The organism is Rhizobium sp. CFBP 13726, from assembly GCF_014841925.1.
In the GTDB taxonomy this organism is placed as follows: Bacteria; Pseudomonadota; Alphaproteobacteria; order Rhizobiales; family Rhizobiaceae; genus Neorhizobium; species Neorhizobium soli.
In genome coordinates this window covers 41,600-56,908 of the sequence record NZ_JACYUU010000006.1, presented here as the reverse complement: position 1 = coordinate 56,908, position 15,309 = coordinate 41,600, and the positions used below count along the sequence as shown (strand labels likewise).

General features: G+C 61.9%; 15 protein-coding genes. 7 read left to right on the top strand and 8 right to left on the bottom strand.

The window, feature by feature from the left end; all coding sequences use genetic code 11:
- Position 1 precedes the first annotated feature (1 nt).
- Genes IFT66_RS21100 through IFT66_RS21090 form a run of 3 tightly spaced genes read left to right on the top strand, consistent with a single transcriptional unit; the run spans position 2 to position 2,838 of the window.
- Positions 2–766 carry a CbtA family protein gene (locus tag IFT66_RS21100; protein WP_192078831.1) on the top strand — a complete coding sequence of 255 codons (765 nt, stop codon included), beginning with the start codon at positions 2–4 and terminating at the stop codon, positions 764–766.
- The gene (gene cobO, locus IFT66_RS21095; RefSeq protein ID WP_062463600.1) at positions 763–1,377 is read left to right on the top strand and encodes a cob(I)yrinic acid a,c-diamide adenosyltransferase; all 615 of its coding nucleotides are present in this window, start codon (positions 763–765) and stop codon (positions 1,375–1,377) included. Before IFT66_RS21100 ends, cobO begins: the two co-directional genes overlap by 4 nt.
- Before the next feature lie 3 nt (positions 1,378–1,380).
- Positions 1,381–2,838: a cobyric acid synthase gene (locus IFT66_RS21090; RefSeq protein ID WP_192078830.1), complete on the top strand. Its 1,458-nt coding sequence runs from the start codon at positions 1,381–1,383 to the stop codon at positions 2,836–2,838.
- On the opposite strand, the gene cbiB is transcribed toward IFT66_RS21090, so the two are convergent.
- On the bottom strand, positions 2,822–3,787 hold the full coding sequence (gene cbiB, locus IFT66_RS21085; RefSeq protein WP_192078829.1) for an adenosylcobinamide-phosphate synthase CbiB: 966 nt from the start codon (positions 3,785–3,787) through the stop codon (positions 2,822–2,824). The two genes, IFT66_RS21090 and cbiB, sit on opposite strands and share 17 nt — an antisense overlap.
- 55 nt (positions 3,788–3,842) lie before the next feature.
- Here cbiB and cobD point away from each other — a divergent pair, with 55 nt between their 5' ends.
- Entirely contained in the window at positions 3,843–4,802 is a 960-nt protein-coding gene (gene cobD, locus IFT66_RS21080) for a threonine-phosphate decarboxylase CobD (RefSeq protein WP_446737947.1), read from the top strand.
- Here the strand turns inward: cobD and IFT66_RS21075 are convergent.
- The 3 genes from IFT66_RS21075 to IFT66_RS21065 all read right to left on the bottom strand — a co-directional run bounded on the left by IFT66_RS21075 (position 4,799) and on the right by IFT66_RS21065 (position 8,713).
- Positions 4,799–5,797, bottom strand: coding sequence for a P1 family peptidase (locus IFT66_RS21075; protein ID WP_192078827.1), 999 nt, complete (start codon positions 5,795–5,797; stop codon positions 4,799–4,801). The two genes, cobD and IFT66_RS21075, sit on opposite strands and share 4 nt — an antisense overlap.
- Before the next feature lie 7 nt (positions 5,798–5,804).
- A complete protein-coding gene (gene amaB, locus IFT66_RS21070) occupies positions 5,805–7,346 on the bottom strand; it encodes an L-piperidine-6-carboxylate dehydrogenase (RefSeq protein ID WP_192078826.1) in 1,542 nt (513 codons plus the stop codon).
- An 83-nt stretch (positions 7,347–7,429) separates the two neighbouring features.
- Positions 7,430–8,713 carry an NAD(P)/FAD-dependent oxidoreductase gene (locus IFT66_RS21065; RefSeq protein ID WP_192078825.1) on the bottom strand — a complete coding sequence of 428 codons (1,284 nt, stop codon included), beginning with the start codon at positions 8,711–8,713 and terminating at the stop codon, positions 7,430–7,432.
- A 92-nt stretch (positions 8,714–8,805) separates the two neighbouring features.
- Between IFT66_RS21065 and IFT66_RS21060 the strand changes: the two genes are divergently transcribed.
- Together IFT66_RS21060 and IFT66_RS21055 are read left to right on the top strand one after the other, a co-directional pair.
- Positions 8,806–9,744 (top strand): LysR family transcriptional regulator, encoded by a 939-nt coding sequence (locus IFT66_RS21060; protein ID WP_192078824.1) that lies wholly within the window; start codon positions 8,806–8,808, stop codon positions 9,742–9,744.
- A gap of 46 nt (positions 9,745–9,790) precedes the next feature.
- Positions 9,791–10,027 carry an Lrp/AsnC ligand binding domain-containing protein gene (locus tag IFT66_RS21055; RefSeq protein WP_062463623.1) on the top strand — a complete coding sequence of 79 codons (237 nt, stop codon included), beginning with the start codon at positions 9,791–9,793 and terminating at the stop codon, positions 10,025–10,027.
- Between the two features lie 66 nt (positions 10,028–10,093).
- On the opposite strand, the gene IFT66_RS21050 is transcribed toward IFT66_RS21055, so the two are convergent.
- Positions 10,094–10,291 carry a hypothetical protein gene (locus tag IFT66_RS21050; RefSeq protein ID WP_062576904.1) on the bottom strand — a complete coding sequence of 66 codons (198 nt, stop codon included), beginning with the start codon at positions 10,289–10,291 and terminating at the stop codon, positions 10,094–10,096.
- A 486-nt stretch (positions 10,292–10,777) separates the two neighbouring features.
- Complete coding sequence (gene purU, locus IFT66_RS21045) at positions 10,778–11,662, bottom strand: formyltetrahydrofolate deformylase (protein ID WP_062577168.1); 885 nt, start codon at positions 11,660–11,662, stop codon at positions 10,778–10,780.
- A gap of 298 nt (positions 11,663–11,960) precedes the next feature.
- Here purU and IFT66_RS21040 point away from each other — a divergent pair, with 298 nt between their 5' ends.
- Positions 11,961–13,040 (top strand): glycoside hydrolase family 5 protein, encoded by a 1,080-nt coding sequence (locus IFT66_RS21040; RefSeq protein WP_342344804.1) that lies wholly within the window; start codon positions 11,961–11,963, stop codon positions 13,038–13,040.
- Between the two features lie 41 nt (positions 13,041–13,081).
- Here IFT66_RS21040 and IFT66_RS21035 read toward each other — a convergent pair whose 3' ends face one another.
- Both IFT66_RS21035 and epmA read right to left on the bottom strand, forming a co-directional pair.
- Positions 13,082–14,128, bottom strand: a complete 1,047-nt coding sequence (locus tag IFT66_RS21035; protein ID WP_113112105.1) for a lysine-2,3-aminomutase-like protein — start codon at positions 14,126–14,128, stop codon at positions 13,082–13,084.
- Positions 14,125–15,195, bottom strand: coding sequence for an EF-P lysine aminoacylase EpmA (gene epmA, locus IFT66_RS21030; RefSeq protein ID WP_192078823.1), 1,071 nt, complete (start codon positions 15,193–15,195; stop codon positions 14,125–14,127). Before epmA ends, IFT66_RS21035 begins: the two co-directional genes overlap by 4 nt.
- Positions 15,196–15,309 lie beyond the last annotated feature (114 nt).

Below are 15,309 nucleotides of genomic sequence, written 5' to 3'. Positions count from 1 at the left end.
AATGTCGCTGTTTCGAAACATCGTCCTCACGGCGGTGATCGCAGGGCTTTTGTCCGGGCTCCTGATGACCGTGATGCAGAGCTTTTCGGTCGTGCCGCTTATCATCGCGGCAGAGACGTATGAACATGCCGGCAGCAACGGTGCCGGACATAGCCATGCTGCCGCTCCAACCGCCAGCGTTCCAGCACCAACTGCCGCTCAGCATGATCATGCCGAAGAGGCATGGGCGCCGGCCGATGGGATCGAGCGCTTTGCCTACACGACTGCCGCCAATGCGCTCTCTGCCATCGGTTTTGCGCTGGTTGCCATCGCCATTGCCGAAGCACTCGGCGGGTTTGGCGGATGGCGCGGCGGGTTGATGTTCGGCATTGCTGGCTTCCTCACCGTCAGCCTCGCACCCGGCCTCGGTCTGCCGCCGGAACTTCCCGGCATGCCCGTCGCCGAACTCGGACCGCGGCAGATCTGGTGGATCGCGACGGCAGTCTGCACCGCCCTGGCCCTCGGGCTGCTTGCCTATACCCGTTCCGCCCTTCTTGCGGCTCTGGCGATCGTCCTGCTGGTTGCTCCGCACATCATCGGTGCACCGCTGCCGCCGACCCATGACACCGCGGTGCCGATCGAACTGCATGCGCGGTTCGTCAATGCCGTCTACGCGACGAACCTCGTCTTCTGGGCCGCTCTCGGGGCGCTTTGCGGCGTCCTCCGCGAGCGTTTCCGTGCCGGCGAGGCGATTTCGACCACGTCCAAGGAGCTTGCAGTCCGTTGAAGGAAATCGATCAGACCACCGAGCAGCGCCACCGCGCCAAGATGGAGAACCGCAAGGCGGTTCAGGATGCGGAAGTCGCGGAGAAGACCGTCGAGAAGGGTCTCCTCATGGTTCATACCGGCTCCGGCAAGGGCAAATCGACGGCGGCCTTCGGGCTGGCTTTGCGCACGCTTGGCCACAACCGGCGCGTCGGGATCGTGCAGTTCATCAAGGGCGCTTGGTCGACCGGCGAGCAGCCAGCGCTTGCGGTGTTCGGCGACCGCATCGCCTGGCACACGATGGGCGAGGGCTTTACCTGGGAAACCCAGGATCTCAAGCGTGACATCGCCGCTGCCGAGAAGGCCTGGGGCATGGCACTCGAACTGATGGCCGACGAAACGATCGGCCTCGTCATTCTCGACGAACTCAATATCGCCCTGCGTTACGATTATCTCGATCTCGACAAGGTCGTCGCCCAGTTACAGGCGCGCCGGGCGGATCTGCACGTGGTCGTCACCGGCCGTAATGCAAAACCGGCTCTGATCGAGGCGGCGGATCTGGTGACCGAGATGACGCTCGTCAAGCATCACTTCAAGGCCGGTGTCAAAGCCCAGGCCGGCATCGAGTTCTGACGGGTGGTGGCTCGCGCTCTCATGTTTCAGGGGACAGGCTCGGATGTGGGCAAGTCGCTGGTCGTTGCCGGGCTTGCCCGCGTCTTCACGCTGCGTGGCTTAAGTGTCCTGCCCTTCAAGCCGCAGAACATGTCCAACAATGCCGCGGTCACCGCCGATGGCGGCGAAATCGGCCGGGCGCAGGCACTGCAGGCAAGGGCTGCCGGCGTGCCGCTCAGCGTCCATATGAATCCGGTTCTCTTGAAGCCCCAGAGCGAAGTCGGCGCCCAGGTGGTGGTGCAGGGAAGGGTCGAGGGCAATGCCAAGGCGGCCGAATACCAGCTTGTGAAGCCGAGGCTGCTTTCGCGGGTGCTTGAGAGCTTCGAGATCCTGAAAGCCAGGGCGGACCTGGTTCTGGTCGAAGGGGCTGGCAGCGCGTCCGAAATCAACCTTCGCCAGAACGACATTGCCAATATGGGTTTTGCCTGCGCTGCCGATGTGCCGGTGGTTCTGATCGGCGATATCGACCGGGGCGGCGTGATTGCCAGCCTCGCCGGCACGAAACTCGTCATCGATGACGACGACGCGGCCATGATCCACGGCTTTATCGTCAACCGCTTTCGCGGCGATCCGGCATTGTTTGCCGAGGGCATGCGGATAATCGGTGCGTTTACCGGCTGGCAATCGATCGGCCTCTTGCCGCATTTCGCCGATGCGGCTCTCCTGCCGGCAGAAGATGCGCTCGGCCTGACCCAGTCGTTTGCGCGCAAGCCCGGCGCGAAGATGCGTATCGCAGTGCCGATCCTGCCGCATATTTCCAATTTTGATGATCTCGATCCGCTGGAAGCGGAGCCGGATGTCGAGCTCATCAGGGTTCGCCGCGGCGAGGCCATTCCCGGGGACTGCGATCTCGTGCTTCTGGTCGGCTCCAAGGCAACGATCACGGATCTAGCGGCGCTGCGCGAAGCGGGCTTCGATACGGATATCGCCGCCCACCACAGGCGCGGTGGGCGTGTGCTCGGGCTCTGCGGCGGATACCAGATGCTCGGCAGACGGATATCGGATCCGGAGGGATCGGAAGGTCCTCCCGGTTCGGCGGAAGGGCTGGGGCTTCTGGATGTCGAAACCGTGCTTTCGGCCTCAAAGCGGCTGGAGGCTGTCGAGGGCGTCAGCTCCGATGGAATATCCTTCGCCGGCTATGAAATGCATACGGGTCATACCACTGGCGGCGACTGTTCACGTCCGTTTTCGCGCATTGCCGGCGTTCCGGAAGGTGCATCGTCTAGGGATGGCAGGGTGGTCGGTACCTATGTGCACGGACTGTTTTGCGATGACCGGCAGCGTTCGGCCTGGCTGTCGCGTCTCGGCGGTACGGTGTCGGGCCTGAATTACGAAGCAAATGTCGATGCCATTCTCGATCGCCTGGCCGCGCATATGGAGCAGCATCTCGATATCGACGGACTGCTCAAAATTGCCAGATGAGCAGCGCCAGGATGCCGAACAGGCCGATCAGCAGCGCATCCGCCACGCGGGCAAGCTTGAGGGCGCGGGTGATATCGTCGAAATTCAGGTTGGTCCGGTTACCCTCTCCCATGTAGCGGGCTTCGATCATCTGGCCGCCGTAACTGCGGGGACCAGCCAGCGCGATGCCAAGCGCACCCGCCATCGCTGCTTCCGGCCAGCCGGCATTCGGCGAACGATGATGTTTCGCGTCCCGGCGGATCGCACGCATGGCATCGCGGGGCGAGGCGTCCTTGACGAACACAGCGGCCAAAACGAACAGCGCCGCCGTCAGCCGCGACGCCGGCAGATTGATCAGGTCGTCGAACCGGGCCGCGGCCCAGCCGAACGCTTCATGACGCGGCGACCGGTGGCCGATCATGCTGTCGGCGGTATTGGCAGCCTTGTAGGCCGCCCCGCCCGAGAGGCCGCCGATGCCGAGCCAGAAGGCAGGGGCGACGACGCCGTCCGAAAAATTCTCGGCCAGGCTTTCGATCGCAGCACGGCAAACCGCGGCGTCATCGAGCTTTTCCGGATCGCGGCCGACAATCATCGAGACGGCCTTGCGTCCAGCGTCGAGCCCGTTGTAGCGCAAGGCGGTTGCCACGGCTTCCACATGGGTCTCGAGGCTTTTCTGGGCCGGCAGGCTGGCTGCGGCAAGAACGAGAAGGATCGGTCCGAAGGGCAAAAGCATGAGAACGGCGGCAATCGCCAGCGCGGCGGCGACGGTACAGCCGATGAGGACGATGAGCGCGAGAATGCCCATGCGTTTGCGGCTGGCGAAATCATCGCCCTCGCGGTTCCATCGACTGTCGAGTGCCGATATCAGCCGGCCGATCCAGGTGACAGGATGGCCGATGCGTTTGAACAGCCAGTCCGGATAGCCGACGATGCGCTCGGTGATCAGGGCGAAGAATGCGAGAAGGAACATGACGTTGGCGATCTCTGATTTGGGCAGTCCGATACAGCATGGCGGCAACCTTGCCATGGCGCGTGCGCTGTTTCCTCAGGCGCCAGAGCCGTGGATCGATCTGTCGACCGGCATCAACCCGCATTCCTATCCGCATACGCCGATCCCCGGCAATGTTTTTGCACGTCTGCCGGAGCCTTCTTCGCTCGAGAGGTTGAAGACGGTTGCAGCTGAGGCGTACCAGGCACCATCACCATCTCATATCGCGGCTGGGCCGGGAACGCAGATCCTGCTGCCGATCATCGCCGGCCTTGTCGGAGGGGACGGAAAGGCAGCGATCCTATCGCCCACCTATGCGGAACATGCGCGTGCCGCGACGATGGCAGGCTTTAAGGTTCTGGAGACGGATGATCTCGGCGATCTTGCGACATCCAGTCTCGCCGTCATCGTCAACCCGAACAATCCGACCGGGCGGATCGTGTCGACGGATGACATTCTGGCGCTGGCCGAAATCATGCGCGCGAAGGGCGGGCTGCTCGTCGTCGATGAGGCCTTCATGGATGTGTCGGAAGCGCAGAGCGTTGCCGGCGCTGTCGGCGAGGGCGGGCTGATCGTGCTGCGCTCCTTCGGCAAGTTCTACGGCATGGCCGGCCTGCGGCTGGGGTTTGCGATCGGCCATCCCGATATCACCGTGAAGATCGAGGAGAGGCTCGGGCCCTGGGCGGTCTCCGGTCCGGCTCTGCATGTGGCATCCGAAGCGCTGGCCGATGCCGATTGGCAGGTCGCGATGCGCGTCAGGCTCAGCGCGGATGCTGCAAGGCTGGACGACCTTCTGTCTGCTGCCGGCATTCCGGTCTTTGGCGGCACGTCCCTGTTCCGTTTCATACGAGATCAGCGTGCCCAGGCTCTGTTCCAGCATCTCGGCGAACACGGAATAATGGTCCGACGCTTCCAAGAGCGTCCGGAGGATCTACGGCTGGGGCTGCCTGACGAGAAGGACTGGTCGCAGCTGGAAGCAGCTCTCGCGGGCTTTTAGCCAGCGAACCGGTCACGCCAGGCGGGTTGGGCGCGGGCGTTTGGCAGCGCGGCCGCCTCGAATACACCCCGCGCAACGGCTCTTGCTGTCACGAGGGTCGCGAGGTGGCAGAGTTCGGCGAAAGCGCTCATATCGTCCATCGGGATCTTTCCGGTGGCTGCCGAAAAGATCGTGTCGCCATCTCCCGGCAGATGTGCTGGCAAGACGGCGCGTGCCAGTCCGTCATGCGCCATGATCGACAGCCTGTGCGCCTGCGCCTTGGTCAGAACTGCATCGGTGACGACCACGCCGATCGTCGTTGCCTTCAACGCCACGCCCTTCATCCGCAGGGCCATGTGGTCGGCTGTGAATGTCGCGGGAAGGCCAAGGCCACCGAACTCGTCATCCTGCTCGAACGGCGCCGACCAGAAGTGCTTGGTATCACCGACCGTTGCGGCGCCCATGGCATTGACGGCCATGAGGACGGCAATCGTGTGCCCCGACGAGGTCTTCGCGCTTGCCGAACCGATGCCGCCCTTGACGGTCGCGGTCGTGGCGCCGGTTCCGGCCCCGACGGTGCCGAGCGCGAATGTGCCCTTCTGCGCGGCGCAGAAGGCGTCGTAGCCCATATCGCGATAGGGCGAATGGAGGCCCCAGTCCTTGTCGCCGCCGTTCAGAAGATCCATCAGGATCGCCTGCGGCACGATTGGCACCTTTGCAGACCCGACGGGAAAGCCGCGGCCGATCTGGCGCAGGCCTGCCTGCACCCCACCGGCTGCATCCAGCCCGAACGCCGAGCCGCCCGAGAGAACGAAGGCATCGACTGTCTGCACCGTCATGGACGGGTCGAGAAGGGCGGTCTCGCGCCCACCCGGTGCACCGCCTAGAACCGAGCCGGAGGCGATCGCCGGCTCGTCGAAGATGATCGCGGTGACGCCTGAGCCAAGCTGCAGATCGGTCGCGTGGCCAACAGCCACGCCTTCGATATCGGTGAGAAGGTTCAATGGCGCCACCATGCGAGTATCAGTCGATATCGAACTTGACGCCCTGCGCGAGCGGCAGGGTGCGGCCATAGTTCACGGTGTTGGTGGCGCGGCGCATATAGGCGCGCCACGCATCGGAGCCCGATTCGCGTCCGCCGCCGGTTTCTTTTTCGCCGCCGAAAGCGCCGCCGATTTCAGCGCCCGACGGACCGATATTCACATTGGCAATGCCGCAATCGGAACCGCGCGCGGAAACGAAGGCTTCGGCTTCCCGGATGTCGTTGGTGAAGATCGAGGAGGACAGGCCCTGGGGCACGTCGTTGTGCAGAGCAATCGCTTCGTCGAAGTCCTGATATCTGATGACGTAGAGGATCGGTGCGAAGGTTTCGTCTCTGACCGGGCCGGTCTGATCAGGCATTTCAACGATGGCCGGGCGCACGTAATAGGCATCAGCCGCTTCGCCATCCAGCACGCGTTCACCGCCAACGACCGTGCCGCCGGCGGCCTTGGCTGCCTCGAGTGCCGCCTTCATCTTGTCGAAAGCTGCCTGATCGATCAGCGGGCCGACGAGATTGCCGTCCTGCAGCGGAGAGCCGATGGTGACCGACTGGTAGGCCTTGGCAAGGCGCGGCACGAGCGCATCATAGACGCTGTCATGGACGAAGAGGCGGCGGAGCGTCGTGCAGCGCTGTCCGGCTGTGCCCATGGCAGAGAAGGCGACACCGCGCAGGGTCAGATCGAGATCGGCCGTCTGGGTGACGATCGCGGCGTTGTTGCCGCCGAGTTCGAGAATGGAGCGGGCAAAGCGCTGCGCCAGCCGCGGACCGACTTCGCGGCCCATGCGGGTGGAGCCGGTCGCAGAGACGAGCGGCACCTTGTCGTGGTCCACGAGGATTTCGCCGATGTCGCGGCCGCCGATCAGCAGGGTCGAGAGGTTCTGAGGGGCTTTTCCACCATCGGCGATATAGCGCGACAGCGCCTTTTCGAAGATCGCCTGGGTGGCGAGTGCGGTGAGCGGGGTCTTTTCCGAAGGCTTCCAGATGGTGGAATTGCCGCAGACGAGGGCAAGCGCTGCATTCCACGACCAGACGGCGACGGGGAAGTTGAACGCGGAGATGATGCCGACGGGACCAAGCGGATGCCAGGTTTCCATCATCCGGTGCTCGGAACGCTCGGTAGCGATCGTCAGGCCGTAGAGCTGGCGCGACAGGCCGACTGCGAAATCGCAGATGTCGATCATTTCCTGGACTTCGCCAAGACCTTCGGATGTCACCTTGCCGACTTCGATCGACACGAGGCGACCGAGGGAAGTCTTGGCGGCACGCAGTTCCTCGCCCAGGAGACGGATCAGTTCGCCACGCTTGGGCGCCGGCACGAGGCGCCATTCGAGGAAGGCCTGGTGCGCTGCGTCGATCGCCTTCGTGGCATCGTCCGCTGTCACTTCCGGCAGCTTGCCGATTTCCATGCCCGTGATCGGCGAGCGGACGGTGAGCGTCCCGCCCTTGTACTGGTCGGCTGTGACGCCGAGATCAGCAAAGATCTTGTCCACTTCGGCGACGAGGTCGAGTTTGGCGAGCGTCATGTCGGTCTCCGGATATCGAAATTTGGGGTCAATCTACAAATCGGCGCCGGTTTGACAACAGGTGCGCCGATATTCGTTCTGGGTCAGAAGCGTTCGCCCGTGAAATGAGCGATCTGAGCGCCGGCCTCGTAATAGGCTTCCTTGATGGTGCGAAAGCCTGGTTCCATGACCGTGGTCAGCGGCAGCGGCAGGTCTTCCTCGGTGATCTCGCCAAGGATATGGCGGGCAAGAACCTTACCGAAATTGGTGCCCGGCGAGATGCCGCGACCGTTATAGCCGGAAAAGCCGATGACGTTGCGGCCGAATTTGTGGAAGCGCGGCAGGGCGTTGTCGGTCATGCCGATCTTGCCATACCATTCGGCCTCGAATTCCACGTCGCCGAGCTGCGGAAACAGCCGCTTCAGCGACCGCCGCGCCCAGGATTTGTGGATGTCGAGGCCTGTTCCGCGCAATGCGCCGACGGACCCGAAGACGAGGCGGCCGGCTTGGTCCATCCGGAAGGAGGACAGGACTTCCTTCGTATCCCAGCAGCCTTCGCAATTGGGCAGAACCGATCCGCGCAGGTTGGCGGACAGCGGCTTTGTTGCCAGGTTGAAATAGGGCAGGTGCACCTGTTCGCGCCGTATCTGCGCCCACGGGCCGGTGCTGTAGGCGTCGGTCGATACGATGATCCAGTGGGCGTGAACTTCGCCGTCAGCAGTCTTGACGATCTTCTTGCCATCGGCTTCGGACGTTTCGATGACGGCGCTGCCTGTGTGAATTTTGGCCCCGGCCTTGATCGCCGCATGGGCAAGGCCGCGGGCATAGGCGAGCGGCTGAAGCGTGCCGGCGCGCATGTCGAGAAGCGCGCCCGAATAGGCGTTTGTGCCGATCCGGCGTTCGGTCTCTGCGGCATCCAGCAGGGTAACCGGGGCACCGCGCTTTTGCCACTGGCGCGCGCGCTCCTCCAGTTCCCGCAGTCCCTTGTCACCAACAGCGCAGTGAAGCGTGCCGTTGGTTTCGAGCTCGCAGGCGATGGCGTGCTTCTCGATCAGTTCGCGGACGAGGTAGGGGCCGTTGCCGAGCAGGTCGAGCGCCCGCTCGCCGTAGAGATCGCCGAGTTCTTTCGGAAAATCGTCGGGCATGACCCACATGCCGGCATTAATCAGCCCGACATTGCGGCCGGCACCGCCAAAGCCGATCTCGGCGGCCTCGAGGAGAACCACGTCGACACCGCGTTCCGCCAGATGCAAGGCCGCGGAGAGACCGGTGTAACCGCCGCCGACGATCACCACGTCCGACGACGTTGATCCTCTCAGAGGAAGAGTGGAAGGAGCCGCAGGAGCGGTTCTTTCCCAGAGGCCGTGGGAGCGCTGGTCGTCGAGCATCGAAAGTTCTCGCACTTTATGTTTTGCAGACTTTACAGAACCCGTTTCCCGATGAATATCGACATAATCTCAACAGGTCATTCGCGGGAGGAATGACAATGCTCCCGCCAAGACGGTTTCTTCCATCGTTTTCGCTTCTCGCCGCCTTCGAGGCGGCGGCTCGCAGTGGCAGCGTCACTGCGGCGGCGAACGAACTCGGCCTGACGCAGAGCGCCGTCAGCCGCCAGATCTCGGCGCTGGAGAAACAGCTGGGCGTGGCGCTGTTCCTGCGCGAGCGGCAAACGATTCGGCTGACGCTTGCCGGCGATGCCTATGCACGCGAGGTGCGCGAGGCGTTGCGGCGGATTTCCAATGCGTCGCTGAACCTTCGGGCCAATCCGTCCGGTGGAACGCTCAATCTCGGCATCCTGCCGTTTTTCGGCACGCGCTGGCTCACGCCAAGGATCGGCCGGTTTCTCGATCTTCACCCCGGCGTCGTCGTCAACCTGACCACCCGGCTGGAGCCGTTCGACTTCCGGTTCGATACGCTGGATGCGGCGATCCATTTCGGCTCGGCGCGCTGGCCGGGTGCTGCCCTGACATTCCTGATGGACGAGGATGTGATCCCGGCCTGCAGCCCGGATTTCCTAAGGAAGCACGCCATTCGGGCACCCGGTGATCTGGTGCATGCGCCGCTGCTTCACCTCAACAGCCGGCCGGATGCCTGGGAGACGTGGTTCCGCACAGCGGCAACCGAGTTCGGCGCACTGCATGGCATGTTGTTTGATCAGTTCGCGACCATGGTCGAGGCGGCCGTGGCGGGCCTTGGCACGGCGCTGCTTCCGCGCTTTCTGATCGAGCGCGAACTGCAACAGGGGCTGCTGGTGGAGGCGGTTGCCGGGGGATCGATGGGGACGGGACAATATTATCTCGCCTATCCACCCGACCGCGCAACCTACCCGCCGCTTGCCGTCTTTCGCGACTGGATCTCGCGGGAGATCGAAGCGGATGGCGACCGGTCACTTGCGATCATGGGCGCTATCGGCCAATAGTCCGTGAGACTTGTTATTGTTTTGACCGACCGACGGGAAGACCCTGATGAAACCGATATTCGTCCAGCTTCGCTGCAAGCCCGGCAAGACCTACGAGGTCGCCGATGCGATCTACAAGACCGAGCTGGCTTCCGAACTCTATTCCACCAGCGGTGACTGGGACCTGCTTCTGAAAGTCTATATCAGCGGCGACGATGAAATCGGCCGCTTCGTCAACGAGAAGATCGCCTCCATTCCAGGTATCGAGCGGTCGCTGACGACGATGACGTTCACGGCGTTCTGATCCGTGATGCCTTACATAGAAAAGCCGCCTCAAGGGCGGCTTTTCTGTCTCGACGATCAGGTTTGATCAGGCAAGCGCCGTCGGTGCCTGGGCGCGTGCACGCACCAGGTCACGGATGGCCAGTTTCACTTCGTCGGGCGAATTGAAACGCTGCTCATCGAGATCGATGACGTGAAACTTCACGGCAATGAATTTCAACCGGTCTTCATCCGGGATAACGATACCGACGGGCTCGCCGCCGAATTCTATAACTTGCTTTTGCATGGCATGCTCCCGCGTTTGCTGCCTAAAGCGCAGCACTGGCGAATGGATTTTCAGGAACGAAAGAACTGAAAGGTCTACATTCGACAGCACGGAAGGGAGCTACGCTCCGTGCCTAGCATCTTATACGCGAACCGACCGTAGGCGGCGACGTAAGCAGGTTTAATCATGTCACTCTCCCTCATGGCGTTGCGTAAAATGCCGACGGATAACGTCCGTCGATCGAAAGTGGACTTTAGGTGACTCGCAGAATGCGATCAACGAAAATCCTTTTAAAGGGAATATTTTTCTGTCTGATGACAGTATCGCGGCGGAAATGTGAAATTTCATTCGCGATGGCCTGTCCTTCGACAAGCCAGGAAATAGGTGCGGGCCTCGTCTGCGACAAGATGAGACCGGCTAAAGTTATTGTGACACGTTGTTATCCGGCGCTGCGCCGACCGTCGGTAAACCGACAGTCGGATCAAAGCATTAGATGACTCGGATGGATTAACCCATACGCTCGGAGGCGTAGGAGCCGGGGCTCGGCGGGAAGACCACCGTGCGATTGCCGTTGATGAAGGTTCGGTGGTGGATATGCGCATGGATCGCGCGGGCCAGAACCTGGCTCTCCACATCACGGCCAAGCGAGACATAATCGTCGGGCGATTGCGCGTGGGTAATGCGCACCGTGTCCTGCTCGATGATCGGGCCTTCGTCGAGATCGGCGGTGACGTAGTGAGCGGTCGCACCGATCAGCTTCACGCCGCGCTGGTAGGCCTGCTTGTAAGGGTTGGCACCCTTGAAGCTGGGCAGGAAGGAGTGGTGGATGTTGATGATCTTGCCCGACATTTTCTGGCACAGCTGATCCGACAGAACCTGCATGTAACGGGCCAGAACCACCAGTTCGGCACCGCTTGCCTCGACGACATCAAGCAACTGGGCCTCGGCCTGCGGCTTGTTTTCCTTCGTCACCTTGATGTGGTGGAAGGGGATATCGTTGTTGACCACCTGCTTCTGGTATTCGAAGTGGTTGGAGACGACGCCGACGATATCGATCGGCAGCGCGCCGATCTTCCAGCGGTAGAGAAGGTCGTTGAGGCAATGGCCGAATCGCGACACCATCAGAAGCACCTTCATGCGTTCTTCGGTATCGAAGATGTCCCACTCCATCTCGAACTTTTCGGCGATCGGCTCGAGGCCTTCGGCAATTGCCGGGCGACCGACGCCTTCTTCGGAAATGAACGAGACGCGCATGAAGAAGCGTCCGGTATCCAGATCGTCGAACTGCGAGCTATCGATGATGTTGCAGCCCTGTTCCGCCAGAAAGCCGGAAAGCGCGGCGACGATGCCACGCGTGGAACGGCAGGTAACGGTCAGTACATAGCTCTTCATCGATAACTCCTTGGTCTGCACTTGGCGGAGATCCTTGTAGACATAACCACGCCGGCGGACCATATCCGAAGGCGCAGGAAAGAACAGAAATACGGAGGCGTTTTTCCGTTCCGGCTCAAAGCAATGGAACGTTCCACCCTTACAAACGGCAGCTTAGGCAAGGACGTCAAAAATTCCGGTCCTTTTGCGCCTTTCACGCGTTGATCACCGTCGCGGTGCTTGGTCCGCCGCGCATTTGTCATTCAATATTTTCGAATATTTATTTCGTCGGATTTTGTAAGATACGGGAGGAATGCTGGTGGCTAGATATGCGGGGCGGTTTCAGGGTAAGGCCTGGTTGGGTAGAAACCTCAGAAGCATTGCCTTGAGGGGAATCGCCTTGATCGGTGCGGCCAGTCTCGCGACGCAGCCGGTTTCCGCTGCCACGACCTGTATGCGGGGCATCAATCTCGCCGGTGCCGAATTCGGTAAGGTTGGCGATGCCTACGGTAAAGGCTACACTTACCCTTCCGCCGAAACGATCCGCTATTTTGCAAGCAAGGGCTTCACAGCCGTTCGGCTGCCATTTCTATGGGAAAGGCTGCAGCCCAAGCTCTATGCGTCGTTCGATCGGGCTGAGGCCAAGCGGCTTGCGGCTACTGTCGAGCTTGTACGCAAAGCCGGGATGGTCGTTATTCTCGATCCGCACAACTACGCGCGCTACAAGGGTGATCTGATCGGGACGGACAACGTTCCGCAAAGCGCGTTCGCCGACTTTTGGCGCAGGCTTTCGGTACGGTTTGGCACAGAAGCAGACATTGCGTTCGGTCTGATGAACGAACCGCATGGTATTGCAGCCGAAGACTGGGTGTCCGCCGCCAACGGTGCGATCGCAGCCATCCGGCAGGCCGGGTCCGCCAGTCTGATCCTTGTTCCCGGCACGGCCTGGACCGGCGCCCATAGCTGGTCTGCCGGGGATTACGGCACCACCAACGCTGCCGCGATGTCGGCGATCGTCGACCCGCAGAACAATTACGTTTTCGAGGTGCACCAGTATCTTGACCAGGATTTCTCCGGCAAGAATGACGAATGCTCGCGTGCCGCCGATGCGGTCAAGGCGCTCTCCGACGTCGGCACCTGGTTGAAGCAGAACAACCGGCGCGGCCTGCTGGGTGAATTTGCCGTTCCGCGCCAGCCGGAATGCCAGTCGGCATTGGTCGATATGGTCAAGGTCGTCGAGAGCAACCCGGATGCGTGGCTGGGCTGGGCCTATTGGGCAGCCGGTGACTGGTGGCCGGAAGACGAGATCCTCAACATCCAGCCGGTTCGCACGGTCGACAAGCCGCAGATGGCAACGCTTCTGAAAGCGATGTCGGAAAATGCTTCCTGCGGGCGGTAAGCCGTCAATATTTCACGTGAATCACAGAACGCGGACGCAATTCACGTCGGTGGATAGGTGTGTTCGTTGCCGCGAAAATCGCTGACGGAGTAGCAGCCGCCTTCAGGGCGCGCAGCGCTTTCGCCGATGACCGCCTTGCCGTGGCCGCCTGGAATATCAAGCACGTAAGTCGGCTGGCAAAGTCCGGAAATGGTGCCGCGCAGAGCCGAAACGATTCGCTGGCCCTCGGCGATATCGATCCGGAAATGGCCTGTGCCTGGCGCCAGGTCCGGATGGTGCAGGTAATAGGGTTTGATGCGCGTTTCGACGAAAGCCTTCATCAGGTCGCCGAGCACTTTCGGATCGTCGTTGATGCCTTTGAGCAGGACCGTCTGGCTGACCATCGCAAAGCCGGCGTCAACCAGCCTTGCGCAGGCAGCCCGCGCGTCCTCAGTCATTTCGCGGGGATGGTTGGCGTGGAGCGCCACATAGATTGTCTTGCCGCTTTCCTTCAGCGCCGCAATCATCGGCGCATCCACCCTCTCGGGCTCGACCGCCGGCACGCGCGTATGAAAGCGCACGATTTTGACATGCTCGATTTCAGCCAATCCAACCATGATCACGGAAAGCCGGCGCGGAGACAGGACAAGCGGATCGCCGCCGGTCAGAATGACTTCCCAAATTTCCTCATGAGTGCGGATGTAGTCGAGCGCGGCCGTTAGTTCGTCCGGCGAAAGCGTTCCATCGCCCTGCGGGCCAACCATTTCACGGCGAAAGCAGAAACGGCAATAAACAGGACAGATGTGCACGGCCTTCAGAAGGACGCGGTCCGGGTAGCGGTGGACGATGCCTTTGACCGGACTATGCGCCGCGTCGCCGATCGGATCGGCCCGCTCGTCCGGCGTGCTGACAAGCTCGGCCGCGTCGGGCACGAACTGTCGTGCAATCGGATCGGCGTCATCGGTCGGGTCGATCAGCGAAACGACCGTCGGCGTCAGCGCGATCGCGTAACTGCCGGCGACGGCACGGATGCCGTCGAGACGGTCTTGCGCAATCAGACCTGCATCGGCCAGTTCCTCGGGCGTTTTCAAGGTACGCGCGACGCTCACGGCAGAACCTCGGCGACGGGCGCCCACAGGACCTGGTCGATGCGGGTCGCGCCGGTTGCGAGCATCGCCAGGCGATCAAAGCCCAGTGCTGCGCCGCTCGCCTGCGGCATGATCGAAAGCGCTGACAGGAAATCCTCGTCGATCGGATAGGTCTCGCCGTAGATGCGCGCTTTCTCCGCCATGTCGTGCTCGAACCGGCGGCGCTGTTCGGCCGCATCGGTGAGTTCGCCGAAAGCATTCGCCAGTTCCACGCCGCATGCGTACAGCTCGAAGCGTTCGGCAACGCGGGGATCGCGGGCCGAGGGTCGGGCGAGGGCTGCTTCCGAGATGGGATACTCGCAGAGGATCGTCGCCCGGCCCTGACCGAGATGCGGTTCGATCTTTTCGACGAGAACCTTGCTGAACAGATCCGCCCAGGTATCGTCATCCGAAACCCGATGGCCGGTGCGGGTCAGTTCGGCTGCGAGCGCGTCGCGATCGGTCGCGCCATCGGTTTGCACGGACGAAAGCAGATCGATCCCGGCGTAGCGGAGAAACGCCTCCGCCAGCGTCACGATCTCAGGTTCGGCAAAGGGGTCGGTTTTCATGCCACGAAACGAGAATTGCTTCGTGCCCGTGGTCTCGGCGGCAAGCTTCAGCATGTCGGCGCAGTCGGCCATCAGCTGCTCGTAGTTTTCACCAACCCGGTACCATTCCAGCATGGTGAATTCCGGGTGGTGCAGCGGTCCGCGCTCCCGGTTGCGATAGACATGCGCGAAGGTGAAGATGCGCTTCTCGCCGGCTGCAAGCAGCTTCTTTGCGGCAAATTCCGGCGAGGTGTGCAGGTAAAGCGGCGCTGCGCGGCCATCGATCGTCAGCGCTTGCGTCGCGAAAGCATGAAGGTGGGTTTCGTTGCCGGGCGATACCTGCAATGTCGCAGTGTCGACCTCGATGAAATCCGCTTTGCCGAAGAAACCCCGCAGCGCCGTTTGAAGCGCGTTGCGGCCCATCAGGAAAGGCCGCCGGTCGGCGTGGGTTTCCGGTGTCCACCACGGGGCAGATCGGGCTTCGGAGTGAAACAGGCTCATTTCGGCTTTCTTCGCGGGTTCTTGCCCGCAAGGCTTCCACTTTGCGCGTTTTTGCGGTAGTTGCCCGGAAAACAGATCATCCGTCCTTCAGGCCGGTTATCGCCCGGTCCTCTA